Genomic DNA, 12,609 nt, shown 5'->3' with positions numbered 1-12,609 from the left:
GCGGGGCAGCAGTATGTCAGGTCGCTATGAGAGCCGTTCCGCCGGTCCGTGCCCCGTTACCAGGCAGTTGTCAGACGGCTTCCAGGATGTCGATCACGAACACCAGGGTGGAGTTCGCCGGGATCGACCCGGACGCCTTGTCGCCGTAGCCCAGCGACGGCGGGACCACCAGCATCACCCGGCTGCCCACGGTCTGGCCGACCAGGCCCTGGTCCCAGCCCTTGATCAGGCTGCCGGTGCCGACCTGCAGCGCCTGCGCGCCGCCGTGGTTCCACGAGGAGTCGAACTGCTTGCCGTCGGCCCAGGTGACGCCGGTGTACTGGACCACCAGGGTCTGCCCGGACTTCACCTCCGCGCCGGTGCCCTTGACCAGCACGTACTGCTGGAGCTCGGTCGGCGGGGCCTGCCCGGCCGGGATGGTGATGGTCGGCGCGGCCTTGCCGTTGTCCTTCACCTGCGGGGCGGTGGCCGGGGGCTCGGTCATCTGCCCGGAGATGGTCGAGTCCTGCGGGACGGATTCCACCACGTCCAGCACGAAGACCACCGTGTCGTCCTTGCCGACGCCCAGCGCCGAGGATCCCTGCGAGCCGAACCCGGCGGCCGGCGGGGCCACCACCAGCAGCCGGCTGCCGACCTTCTTGCCGACCACGCTCTGGTCGAAGGCGGGCACCAGCTGCCCGCTGCCGGCCTGGTACAGCTGCGGCTTGCCGCCGCTGTCGTAGGAGCTGGCCAGGTCCTTGCCGGTGGTCCAGTCCTTGGCGGTGTAGTTGACCGTCACCCAGTCGCCCTTGTTGACCGTGGCACCCGTGCCCTCGGTCACGACGCTCACCACGAACTGCCCGCTGGGCTGCTCGGACGGGAGCGTGATGGTCGCCTTCGAGCCGAAGTCCCCGCTGACCGTCGGCATCGGCGAGGCCGAGGCCACCGGGCTCGGCACCTCCGCGGCCGAGGCGGTGGCCGAGGGCGTCGCCCCCGCGGATTTGCCGCCGCCGCTGCTGCACCCGGCGAGCAGCACGGCGGCGAGGGGGACGGTGAGCAGGGAGGCGATTCGACGCATGGGGTCAGCGTATGACCCGTTTCGCCCGGTCCGTCGGAGGCGCGGTGGCGCGCCCCCGACGGGCCGTCAGGCCGGGCGCTACATCCCGGCGATCAGCTTCTCCACCCGCTCGTCGACCGCGCGGAACGGGTCCTTGCACAGCACGGTGCGCTGCGCCTGGTCGTTCAGCTTCAGGTGCACCCAGTCGACGGTGAAGTCGCGGCGCTGCTCCTGGGCGCGGCGGATGAAGTCGCCGCGCAGCCGGGCCCGGGTGGTCTGCGGGGGCACCGACTTGGCCTGGAAGGTGAGCAGGTCGGTGCTGACCCGGGCCGCCTTGCCGTTCTTCTGCAGCAGGTAGAACAGGCCGCGGCGGCGGTGGATGTCGTGGTAGGCGAGGTCGATCTGCGCGATCCGCGGGTTCGACATCGTCATCTGGTGCTTCTCGCGGTACTTCTCGATCAGCTGGTACTTCATGATCCAGTCGATCTCGGTGCCGACCTTGGCCAGGTCCTCGGTGCGGACCGCCTCCAGGGTGCGGCCCCACAGCTCCAGGACGCGGGCCACCGTGCCCTCGTTGAGGCCCTTGCGGTCGGCGAACTCCAGCGCCTTGGAGTAGTACTCCTCCTGGATCTCCAGCGCGCTGGCCTCCCGGCCGTTGGCGAGCCGGACCTGGTGGGTGCCGGTGAGGTCGTGGCTGACCTCGCGGATCGCCCGGATCGGGTTCTCCAGCGTCAGGTCGCGCATCACCACCCCGGCCTCGATCAGCCGCAGCACCAGGTCGGTCGCGCCGACCTTGAGCAGCGTGGTGGTCTCCGACATGTTGGAGTCGCCGACGATGACGTGCAGCCGCCGGTAGCGCTCGGCGTCGGCGTGCGGCTCGTCGCGGGTGTTGATGATCGGCCGGGAGCGGGTGGTGGCGGAGCTGACGCCCTCCCAGATGTGCTCGGCGCGCTGGCTGACGCAGTACACCGCGCCGCGCGGGGTCTGCAGCACCTTGCCGGCGCCGCAGATCAGCTGACGGGTCACCAGGAACGGGATCAGCACGTCCGCCAGCCGGGAGAACTCGCCGTGTCGGGCCACCAGGTAGTTCTCGTGGCAGCCGTAGGAGTTGCCGGCCGAGTCGGTGTTGTTCTTGAACAGGTAGACGTCGCCGGCGATGCCCTCCTCGTGCAGCCGCCGCTCGGCGTCGACCAGCAGGCCCTCGAGGATCCGCTCGCCGGCCTTGTCGTGGGTGACCAGCTCGGTCACGTCGTCGCACTCGGGGGTCGCGTACTCGGGGTGGGAGCCGACGTCGAGGTAGAGGCGGGCGCCGTTCTTCAGGAAGACATTGCTGCTGCGGCCCCAGGAGACAACGCGGCGGAAGAGGTACCGGGCGACCTCGTCCGGCGACAGCCGACGCTGTCCCCGGAACGTGCAGGTGACGCCGTACTCGTTCTCCAGCCCGAAAATTCGGCGGTCCATATGGCGACTCTTCTCTGTGTGAAGCTCCGTGAAACCCCTTGGTGAAGGTGAGGTGTCGTCAGGCGGTCCGCCGCGCGCCGGAACCGGCGCGCGGCGGGCGGCTCGGCGTCAGTCGCCGTCGGTCGCGTCGTCGTCGGTCTCGGCCGACACGTCGCCGCTGAGCAGCCGGCCGAGCTGGCCGCCCAGGATACGCTTGAACTTGCGCTTCTGGATCCGCTTGCGGTCCAGCACCGCGACCTCCAGCTGCTCCGGCGTCATGGTGCGCGGGGAGCCGCCGTTGGGGTCGCGGGCCAGCCCGTCCACGGCCAGCTTGAGCGCCTCCGTCAGGCTCATCCCGGCGCGGTGGCGCTGGCCGAGGTAGTTGCCGATCGAGTCGGCGTTGCCGCCGACCACCACGGCGTTCTTCTCGTCCACCACCGAGCCGTCGGGGGTGAGCCGGTAGATCTGGTCGTCCTCGGTGCTGCGGCCCACCTCGGCGACGATCAGCTCGACCTCGTAGGGCTTCTCGCCGACCGAGGAGAAGATGGTGCCCAGGGTCTGGGCGTAGACGTTGGCCAGGCCCCGGGCGGTGACGTCGGCCCGGTCGTAGGAGTAGCCGCGCAGGTCGGCGTAGCGCACGCCGCCGATCCGCAGGTTCTCGAACTCGTTGTAGCGGCCGACCGCCGCGAAGGCGATCTTGTCGTAGATCTCGGAGACCTTGTGCAGGGCCCGGGAGGTGTTCTCCGCGACGAAGACGATGCCGTCGGTGTAGGTGAGCACGACCACGCTGCGGCCGCGGGCGATGCCCTTGCGGGCGTACTCCGCGCGGTCCGCCATGGCCTGCTGGGGCGAGACGTAGAACGGCGTGGACACCGCCGGTCTCCCTTCGGATGGTTGAGGCGGACTCAGAGAAGCGGGGCCTGCGGGCCGTTGGGGTGCTCGCGCCGCTGGTCGGTGATGGAGACCGCGATCGCGGAGACCTCGTCCTCGTCGAGCCGGCGGAAGCCGTCCTCGGTGATCACCGAGACGATCGGGAAGATCTTCCGGGCCAGGTCCGGCCCGCCGGTCGCGGAGTCGTCGTCGGCGGCGTCGTAGAGCGCCTGGACGGACAGCATGGCGGCCTGCTCGGCCGTCAGGTCGTCCCGGTAGAGCTTCTTCATCGAGCCGCGGGCGAACACCGAGCCCGAGCCGGTGGCGGCGAAGCCCCGCTCCTCGGAGCGGCCGCCGGTGACGTCGTAGGTGAAGATCCGGCCGCGGCCGAGGTCGAGGTCGTAGCCGGCGAAGACCGGGACCACGGCGAGGCCCTGCATGGCCATCGCAAGGTTGGACCGGATCATCGTGGTGAGCCGGTTGGCCTTGCCCTCGAAGGAGAGCACGGCGCCCTCGATCTTCTCGTAGTGCTCCAGCTCCAGCTGGAACAGCCGCACCATCTCCACCGCCAGGCCGGCCGTGCCGGCGATGCCGACCGCGCTGTACTCGTCGGCCGGGAAGACCTTCTCGATGTCGCGCTGGGCGATCACGTTGCCCATCGTGGCGCGGCGGTCGCCGGCGATCACCACACCGCCGTCGAAGACCGCGGCGACGATGGTGGTGCCGTGCGGCGCCTCGACGGTCAGGCCCTCGGGCAGTGCGCGGCGGCCGGGGAGCAGCTGCGGCGCGTGGCTGTCGAGGAAGTCGAGGAACGACGAGGAACCGGGGGTGAGGAAGGCAGCCGGTAGACGCCCGGTGCCACTGAGGTTGGCTTCCACACGTGTCCTTCCGGATCGAAGATCCAATTTGGGTCGTGCCCCGGACCATACCCGCTCCGCGGCCTTGATCCACCTACGTGGGGGAATCCGTCCCCGCGGGCGAGAAGACGACGCCGCAGGCGTGCGCGTGGCACGCCTGCGGCGCTCGACGGCGCTGCTCTCGGGGAAAGGGGACTGCCCCCCTCCTACTGGCCGCCCTTCTGCACGAATCCGCGGACGAAATCCTCCGCGTTCGATTCCAGGACCTCGTCGATTTCGTCGAGGACCGCGTCGACGTCGTCGCTCAGCTTTTCCTGACGCTCCTTGAGCTCGTCGGATGCCTGCGTTTCCGCGGCCTGCTCCTCGACCTCCTCGGAGGAGCGGTTGGCCCGCTGCTGGCCGCCACCGGTGTCCTTGCCTGCCATTTCCTCACCCCGCTCGCTCGGTGTTCTGCTTCAACGCTCGCTGCTCACCTGGATGATTCCCCTTTCGGGAAATGTTCACCCCCGGTGATCGAAAAGTTACCCGCCGGAGAGGATCCGCACCAGGTCCTCCGCGGTGCGGCACCGGTCGAGCAGTTCCTTGACGTGCGCCCGGGTGCCGCGCAGCGGCTCCATGGTGGGCACCCGCTGCAGGCTGTCCCGGCCCGGCAGGTCGAAGATCACGCTGTCCCAGGAGGCCGCGGCGACGTGGTCGGCGTACTGCTCCAGGCAGCGGCCGCGGAAGTACGCCCGGGTGTCCTCGGGGGGCTGCGAGACCGCCCGCTCGACCTGTTCCTCGGTGACCAGCCGCTCGAACCGGCCGCGCGCCACCAGGCGGTTGTAGAGGCCCTTGTCGGCGCGCACGTCGCTGTACTGCAGGTCGACCAGCTGCAGCCGGGAGCTATCCCAGTCCAGGCCGTCGCGCTGCCGGTAGCCCTCCAGCAGTTCCTTCTTGGCGATCCAGTCGAGCTGCCTGGACAGGCTCATCGGGTCGCGCTCCAGCCGGCCCAGCACGTCCTCCCAGCGGGCCAGCACGTCCAGCGTCTGGTCGTCGGCGTCCTGTCCGTACCGGTCCTCGACGTACTTGCGGGCCAGTTCGCAGTACTCCATCTGGAGCTGGACGGCGGTCAGCTTGCGGCCGGAGCGCAGCGACACCAGGTGGGCCAGCGACGGGTCGTGGGAGACCCGGTGCAGGGTCCGCACCGGCTGGTCGACGGCGAGGTCGACGGCGATGAAGCCGTCCTCGATCATCGACAGCACCAGCGCGGTGGTGCCGAGCTTGAGGTAGGTGGAGATCTCCGACAGGTTGGCGTCGCCGATGATCACGTGCAGTCGGCGGTACTTCTCGGCGTCCGCGTGCGGCTCGTCGCGGGTGTTGATGATGGGGCGCTTGAGGGTGGTCTCCAGGCCGACCTCGACCTCGAAGTAGTCGGCGCGCTGGCTGATCTGGAAGCCGTGCCCGCCGCCCTCCTGGCCGAGGCCCACCCGGCCGGCGCCGCACACCACCTGGCGCGAGACGAAGAACGGGGTGAGGTGGCGGACGATGTCGGCGAACGGCGTCGCCCGCTTCATCAGGTAGTTCTCGTGGGTGCCGTAGGAGGCGCCCTTGTTGTCCGTGTTGTTCTTGTAGAGCAGGATCCGGTTGCCGTTGGGCAGTTCGAGGGCGCGCTCGGCCGCCTGCGCCATGATCCGCTCGCCGGCCTTGTCCCAGAGCACCGCGTCGCGCGGGTTGGTGACCTCGGGCGAGGAGTACTCGGGGTGGGCGTGGTCGACGTAGAACCGGGCGCCGTTGGTCAGGATGACGTTGGCCAGGCCGATGTCCTCGTCCGTGAGCTGGCTGGCGTCCGCCACTTCCCGGGCCAGGTCGAAGCCCCGGGCGTCGCGCAGCGGATTCTCCTCCTCGAAGTCCCAGCGGGCGCGGCGCGCCCGGTGCATCGCCGCCGCGTAGGCGTTGACGATCTGGGACGAGGTGAGCATGGCGTTGGCGTTGGGGTGGCCGGGCACGGAGATCCCGTACTCGGTCTCGATCCCCATCACGCGCCGTACGGTCATGCGGCCCTCCTAACCCGTCGGTACTGCCGGTGCAGACGCGCCGTCCGGCTGCGGAGCCCTGCCGAGCGCCGCAGCCGGACGGGGTGGTCGCGTACTACAGGTACTGCCCCGTGTTGGCGACAGTGTCGATGGAGCGTCCGGACTCGGCGCCCTGCTTCCCGGTCACCAGGGTGCGGATGAACACGATCCGCTCGCCCTTCTTGCCGGAGATCCGGGCCCAGTCGTCCGGGTTGGTGGTGTTCGGCAGGTCCTCGTTCTCCTTGAACTCGTCGACGCAGGCGGCGAGCAGGTGGGACACGCGCAGGCCCCGCTGGCCGTGGTCGAGGTAGTCCTTGATGGCCATCTTCTTCGCCCGGTCGACGATGTTCTGGATCATCGCGCCGGAGTTGAAGTCCTTGAAGTAGAGCACTTCCTTGTCACCGTTGGCGTAGGTGACCTCCAGGAAGCGGTTGTCCTCGGTCTCCGAGTACATCCGCTCGACCACCGACTGGATCATGGCGGCGACGGTGGCGGGCACCGAGCCGTCGTGCTCCTTCACGTCGTCCGGGTGGAACGGCAGGCTGTCCTTGAGGTACTTGGAGAAGATGTCCTTCGCCGCCTCGGCGTCCGGCCGCTCGATCTTGATCTTGACGTCCAGGCGGCCGGGCCGCAGGATCGCCGGGTCGATCATGTCCTCGCGGTTGGAGGCGCCGATGACGATGACGTTCTCGAGTCCCTCCACGCCGTCGATCTCGGCCAGCAGCTGCGGGACGATGGTGTTCTCCACGTCCGAGCTGACGCCGGACCCGCGGGTGCGGAACAGCGACTCCATCTCGTCGAAGAAGACGATGACGGGCGTGCCCTCGCTCGCCTTCTCCCGGGCCCGCTGGAAGACCAGGCGGATCTGCCGCTCGGTCTCGCCCACGTACTTGTTGAGCAGCTCGGGGCCCTTGATGTTCAGGAAGTAGCTCTTGCCGGCCTCGCGTCCGGTCACCTCGGCGACCTTCTTGGCCAGCGAGTTGGCCACCGCCTTGGCGATCAGCGTCTTGCCGCAGCCGGGCGGGCCGTAGAGCAGCACGCCCTTGGGCGGACGCAGCTCGTACTCCTTGAACAGGTCGGCGTGCAGGTACGGGAGTTCGACGGCGTCCCGGATCTGCTCGATCTGGTTGGAGAGGCCGCCGATCTGCCGGTAGTCGATGTCCGGGACCTCCTCGAGGACCAGCTCCTCGACCTCGGCCTTCGGCACCACCTCGTAGACGTAGCCGGAGCGGGGCTCCAGCAGCAGCGCGTCCCCCGCCCGCAGGGTCAGGCCGTGCAGCGGCTCGGCGAGGCGCACCACCCGCTCCTCGTCGGTGTGCCCGATGACCAGGGCGCGGTCGCCGCCCTCCAGCACTTCCTTGAGGGTGACGATGTCGCCGATGCGCTCGAAGGCCATCGCCTCGACGATGTTCAGCGCCTCGTTGAGCATCACCTCCTGGCCGCGGCGCACGTCGTCCAGCTCGACGCCGGGGCTGACGTTGACCCGGAGCTTGCGGCCACCGGTGAAGATGTCGGCCGTGCCGTCCTCGTTCTGCTCGAGGAAGATGCCGAACCCGGCGGGCGGCTGGGCGAGCCGGTCCACCTCCTCCTTGAGGGCCACGATCTGGTCGCGGGCCTCGCGCAGGGTGCCGACGAGCCTCTCGTTCTGGGCGGTCACACCGGCCAGGTTGGTCTGGAGCTCGACGATGCGCTCCTCAAGAACCCTTGAGCTTCGGGGCGAATCGGCGAGCTTGCGCCGCAGGACGGCGATCTCCTGCTCGAGGTAGGAGACCTGCGCGGCCTCGTCGGACCCCCGTGCGGGCCTGCCGGCGCTGCGGTCGTAGTCGTCATCGTGGGCTGCCACGGTCCTCACCTCCTCCTGGGGGAGCTGGACGACCCAAACCTACCTGGGACCAGGGTCATGTAAACCCCTAGATCAGAAAGATGGATCGGGCGTGTCCGATCTTCGCCCTTGCGTGCTTCCCCTCTGGTACAGGAGATGCCCACCCCTCATCGGTTCAAAGCAGGCCGGATGTATCGTGACAGGAATGTCCCCGAATGCGGGGGAACCGAAGCGGAAACGGTAGGGGCAATGGCGGGGACCGGCGAGGCACTCGAAGTCTGGATCGACCAGGATCTCTGCACCGGCGACGGCATCTGCGCGCAGTACGCGCCGGAGGTCTTCGAGCTCGACATCGACGGACTCGCCTACGTGAAGGGCCCGGACGACGAACTGCGCCAGCAGCCCGGCCAGACCGCGCCGGTGCCGCTGACGATCCTTCAGGACGTGGTGGACTCGGCGAAGGAGTGCCCCGGCGACTGCATCCACGTCCGCCGGGTCGCCGACCAGGTCGAGGTGTACGGGCCGGACGCCGACTGACGGGGTCTCAGGACCCGGGACCGGCCGCCCCGGGCGGCCGGTCCGGCGGTCAGCGGGCGGGGGTCTTGGTGACGGCCTTCGTCCACTGGCCGTCGTGCTCGGTCCAGGACAGCTCGATCAGCAGGTCGGGGGCGAAGCGGGGGACGTCGGGGGACGAGTAGCCGCGGGCCTGGCCGCGGATCGAACCGTCGCTGCGGATCGCCAGCGCGGTCAGCGAGTAGCCCTCGCTGTCCGGCAGCAGCGTGGCGGCCACCTTCGGCGTGCCGTTCTGGCCGTTCTCCAGCAGGAACACCCCGTCCGGCGGGGTTCCGCCGTCGGCCTGGCAGTGCGCCGCCGCCACGGTCACCGGACGGCCCTTCAGCACGGCGCTGGTCTGCAGGCTCACCGCGACCGGGAACGGGCCGCAGTCAAGCGGAAGTTCGGCCTTCTCGGCCACCGGGGCCACCGCGTCCGGCACGGCCGCGGCGCCGCCCTTCGGGGCGGGCTGACCGGCCGTCACCACGGCCCCGGTCGCCGAGTTCGCGCCCAGCGCCCCGCCGACCACCGCCGCGCACCCCGCGGCCACCAGCGCCCAGTGCTTCAAACCCGCCCGCGCGTGCCCGGGTATCCGACGCTCCGTCACCGACTCCTGACCTCCCGCTGCGCTGGCCCTTGGTCCGGGAATCCTTGCACACGGCGGGGTCCGAGTGGTGTCGGGGGTGTGCAGGTCCCGGGACGACGAGATCCGCCCGGGGCGGGGGTTCCCTCCTCGGGCGGATCTCGGGGTGGATCGACGTCAGTCGAGGTCGCGGGCGTCGTGGGACGCGGCCTCGCGCTGGGCCTTGCGCACGGCGGCGCGCTCGGCGAGCGTCAGCTCGGGCTCGCCGCCGGCGTCGTAGTCCTCGCCGTAGGAGCCCTTGGCGGGGCGGCGGCGGCGGAGCGGGGGCTCCACGCCGTCGGCCAGCCGGCGGGCGGTGAGCAGGAAGCCGGTGTGCCCGATCATGCGGTGGTCGGGGCGGACGGCCAGGCCCTCGAGGTGCCAGGTGCGGACCATGGTCTCCCAGGCCTGCGGCTCGGTGAAGGTGCCGTGGTCGCGCAGCGCCTCGACGGTGCGCGACATCTGCGTGGTGGTGGCCACGTAGCAGCAGATCAGGCCGCCGGGGACGAGCGCCTTGGAGGCGACGTCCAGGCACTCCCAGGGGGCGAGCATGTCGAGGATGACGCGGTCGACGTCCGCCTCGACCAGGTTGTCCTGGAGGTCGCCGACGGTGAGCTTCCACGCGGGGTGCGGTCCGCCGAAGTAGCGCTCGACGTTGCCCTTCGCGATGTCCGCGAAGTCCTGCCGGCGCTCGTAGGAGGCGAGCATGCCGGTGTCGCCGACGGCGCGCAGCAGGTAGGTGGAGAGGGCGCCGGAGCCGACGCCCGCCTCGACCACCCGGGCGCCGGCGAAGATGTCGGCCATGGCGAGGATCTGCCCCGCGTCCTTGGGGTAGATCACCGCCGCGCCGCGCGGCATGGACAGGACGTAGTCGGGGAGCAGGGGGCGCAGCGCGAGATACGGGACGTTGCCCGTCGTGCGGACGACCGTGCCCTCGGGAGCGCCGATCAGCTCGTCGTGCGGGAACGCACCCTTGTGGGTGTGGAACTGGTTCCCGGCCTGGAGCGTGAACGTGTAGTGGCGGCCCTTGGGGTCGGTCAACTGGACCTGGTCCCCGACCTGGAAGGGCCCGCGTCGGCGGGCGGCACCGGTCGGTTCGGACATGGGGGCCATCCTACGGGAGCCGGAGGCCTGCCCCCGACCACATGATCAGCTCAGGCCGCCGGGCGTCCCTGCAGGGCGGCGGTGAGCCGGCGTTCGAGGTCGCTGAGGGCGAGCACGCCGTAGGTGGTGCCGTCGGGGCGGACCACCAGGTACTCGGTGGCGGGGTTGCGGCGCAGCGCGTCGAGGACCTGCTCGCCGGCCAGGTCGACGGGGATGGTGAGGCCCGGTTCGAGGTCGCGGGCGACGGCGGTGACGGCGACCCAGGGCCGGCGGTGTTCGGGGACGGCGGTGACCGCGGACTCCTTGACCACGCCGACCGGGTCGCCGCGGCCGTCGACCAGCACGATCGCGCCGGCCTGGGCCTCGCGGGCGCGGCGCATCGCCTCGCCGAGCGGGGTGTCGGCGGGGACGTCGATGCTGCGCCGGGCGAGCTCGCGGATGCGCAGCTGGGGCAGCACCTGCTTGAGCCGGGCGTTGCGCAGCGAGTTGCCGGCGCCCTGCCAGATGATGAAGCCGAGGATGGCGGCCAGGACGCCGTCCAGCATGGCCTCGGTGGTGGAGCGTTCGGCGTTCTGGGAGGCGCCGATGATCGGCAGGCCGAGGACGACCAGGATGGCCAGGGCGCGGCCGGCCCAGACCGCGGCGAGGGTGCCCTTCATCGGGTTGCCGGTGACCGCCCAGACCACGGCGCGCAGCATCCGGCCGCCGTCCAGCGGGAGGCCGGGGAGCAGGTTGAAGGCGGCGACCACCAGGTTGGAGATCATCAGCCCGGCGAGCAGCACGCCGGGGACGGTAGCGGGTTCGACGGACCGCAGGCCGAGCCAGAACGCGCCGCCGAGGGCGAGCGAGAGCAGCGGGCCGACGAAGGCGAGCCAGAACTCCCGCCAGGGGGTGTCGGCCTCCTTCTCGATCTCGGAGACGCCGCCGAGGAACTGCAGCTGGATCCGGCGCACGCCGAGCCGGTAGCGCAGCCCGACCAGCGTGTGGGCGAGCTCGTGGACCAGCACGGAGCCGTAGAAGGCGACGGCGAAGGAGAAGGCGAGCAGGTAGCGCACGTAGCCGAGTTCGGGCAGCACGTCGGCGAGCCGGCTGCCGAAGATCCAGGTGATCAGGGCGGCCACCAGGAACCACGACGGCGTCACGTACACCGGCACGCCGAACGGCCGGCCCATCAGGATGCCGCCTCTGGGCTGGTCCCCGGTCCCCGGCTTCTCGGGTGCCCGCCCCTTGGTATCGCTCACCGTGCTCCCTTCCACTCCACCCTCGACTGGTCCTCGTACGCTACGTGATCTCCCCGCGGATCGACGGTGCACCCCGCACACCTTTCCTATACCCAGCCCTCCCGGGGGTTCGCCCGGGTTGTCCGTTCGGTGCAATAGGGTCGGGGCATGCAGGACACCGACCCCGCTCCCGCCGTCCGGCCGGCCTCCGCTCCGACCGGGCTGTCGCCGTCGCGGGCGGGCGACTTCATGACCTGCCCGCTGCTGTACCGGCTGCGGGTGATCGACCGGCTGCCGGAGCCGCCGAGCCCGGCGGCGACCCGGGGAACGCTGGTGCACGCGGTGCTGGAGCGGCTGTTCGACCACCCGGCGGCGGACCGCACGCCGGAGCGGGCGCGCGGGCTGCTGACCCCGCAGTGGGAGCGGTTGCGCGCCGAGCGGCCGGAGCTGGCCGAGTTGTTCCCGGAGGACCCGGCGGGCCTGGCGGCCTGGCTGGGCGACGCCGAGAAGCTGGTGGACCGGTGGTTCCGGCTGGAGGACCCGACCCGGCTGCACCCCGTGGAGCGCGAGCTGTACGTGGAGACGGCGCTGTCGTCGGGCCTGCTGCTGCGCGGGTACATCGACCGGGTCGACGTCGCGCCGAGCGGCGAGGTCCGGCTGGTGGACTACAAGACCGGCCGCGCGCCCTCGCGGGACTTCGAGGGCAAGGCGATGTTCCAGATGAAGTTCTACGCCCTGGTGGTGTGGCGCTGGAAGGGCGTGGTGCCCAAGCGGCTGCAGCTGGTCTACCTGGGCGGCGGCGGGGACGTGGTGACCTACGACCCGGACGAGGCGGACCTGCTGTCGGTCGAGCGGAAGTTGGAGGCGCTGTGGGAGGCGGTCTCCCGGGCGGTGGCCACCGGCGAGTTCCCGGCCACCCGCAACCGGCTCTGCGACTGGTGCGATCATCAGGCCAGTTGCCCGGAGTTCGGCGGCACTCCCCCGCCGTACCCGCTGCCCATCGCTGTTGTGACCAACCCCCGCAAGGAGTCGTAG

12 protein-coding genes are annotated in these 12,609 nt (G+C 70.7%); 2 read left to right on the top strand and 10 right to left on the bottom strand.

Going from position 1 to position 12,609, the window contains the following annotated elements:
- Positions 1-70: 70 nt before the first annotated feature.
- The 7 genes from AB0K51_RS01480 to arc form a co-directional block, all read right to left on the bottom strand.
- Complete coding sequence (locus tag AB0K51_RS01480) at positions 71-1,057, bottom strand: FKBP-type peptidyl-prolyl cis-trans isomerase (protein ID WP_363449212.1); 987 nt, start codon at positions 1,055-1,057, stop codon at positions 71-73.
- A 78-nt stretch (positions 1,058-1,135) separates the two neighbouring features.
- Entirely contained in the window at positions 1,136-2,497 is a 1,362-nt protein-coding gene (pafA, locus tag AB0K51_RS01475; protein ID WP_363449210.1) for a Pup--protein ligase, read from the bottom strand.
- Positions 2,498-2,605: 108 nt separating this feature from the next.
- Complete coding sequence (gene prcA, locus AB0K51_RS01470; RefSeq protein WP_363449208.1) at positions 2,606-3,349, bottom strand: proteasome subunit alpha; 744 nt, start codon at positions 3,347-3,349, stop codon at positions 2,606-2,608.
- Positions 3,350-3,381: 32 nt separating this feature from the next.
- Positions 3,382-4,224, bottom strand: coding sequence for a proteasome subunit beta (gene prcB / locus AB0K51_RS01465; protein ID WP_363449206.1), 843 nt, complete (start codon positions 4,222-4,224; stop codon positions 3,382-3,384).
- A 185-nt stretch (positions 4,225-4,409) separates the two neighbouring features.
- Entirely contained in the window at positions 4,410-4,628 is a 219-nt protein-coding gene (locus AB0K51_RS01460) for a ubiquitin-like protein Pup (RefSeq protein WP_363449204.1), read from the bottom strand.
- A gap of 96 nt (positions 4,629-4,724) precedes the next feature.
- Complete coding sequence (gene dop / locus AB0K51_RS01455; RefSeq protein ID WP_363449202.1) at positions 4,725-6,236, bottom strand: depupylase/deamidase Dop; 1,512 nt, start codon at positions 6,234-6,236, stop codon at positions 4,725-4,727.
- Positions 6,237-6,330: 94 nt separating this feature from the next.
- Positions 6,331-8,097 carry a proteasome ATPase gene (arc, locus tag AB0K51_RS01450; RefSeq protein WP_363449200.1) on the bottom strand — a complete coding sequence of 589 codons (1,767 nt, stop codon included), beginning with the start codon at positions 8,095-8,097 and terminating at the stop codon, positions 6,331-6,333.
- Positions 8,098-8,325: 228 nt separating this feature from the next.
- Between arc and AB0K51_RS01445 the strand changes: the two genes are divergently transcribed.
- Complete coding sequence (locus tag AB0K51_RS01445; RefSeq protein ID WP_363449198.1) at positions 8,326-8,613, top strand: ferredoxin; 288 nt, start codon at positions 8,326-8,328, stop codon at positions 8,611-8,613.
- Positions 8,614-8,662: 49 nt separating this feature from the next.
- On the opposite strand, the gene AB0K51_RS01440 is transcribed toward AB0K51_RS01445, so the two are convergent.
- The 3 genes from AB0K51_RS01440 to AB0K51_RS01430 all read right to left on the bottom strand — a co-directional run bounded on the left by AB0K51_RS01440 (position 8,663) and on the right by AB0K51_RS01430 (position 11,526).
- On the bottom strand, positions 8,663-9,235 hold the full coding sequence (locus AB0K51_RS01440; protein ID WP_363449196.1) for a hypothetical protein: 573 nt from the start codon (positions 9,233-9,235) through the stop codon (positions 8,663-8,665).
- Positions 9,236-9,388: 153 nt separating this feature from the next.
- Positions 9,389-10,354, bottom strand: a complete 966-nt coding sequence (locus AB0K51_RS01435; RefSeq protein ID WP_363449194.1) for a tRNA (adenine-N1)-methyltransferase — start codon at positions 10,352-10,354, stop codon at positions 9,389-9,391.
- Positions 10,355-10,404: 50 nt separating this feature from the next.
- Entirely contained in the window at positions 10,405-11,526 is a 1,122-nt protein-coding gene (locus tag AB0K51_RS01430; protein WP_363449348.1) for a site-2 protease family protein, read from the bottom strand.
- Positions 11,527-11,742: 216 nt separating this feature from the next.
- On the opposite strand from AB0K51_RS01430, the gene AB0K51_RS01425 reads away from it, so the two are divergent.
- On the top strand, positions 11,743-12,609 hold the full coding sequence (locus AB0K51_RS01425; RefSeq protein WP_363449192.1) for a RecB family exonuclease: 867 nt from the start codon (positions 11,743-11,745) through the stop codon (positions 12,607-12,609).

The organism is Kitasatospora sp. NPDC049285, assembly GCF_040678815.1.
Lineage (GTDB): Bacteria > Actinomycetota > Actinomycetes > Streptomycetales > Streptomycetaceae > Kitasatospora.
The sequence above is the reverse complement of the archived record's forward strand: the minus strand, read 5'-3'. Positions and strand labels throughout refer to the sequence as shown.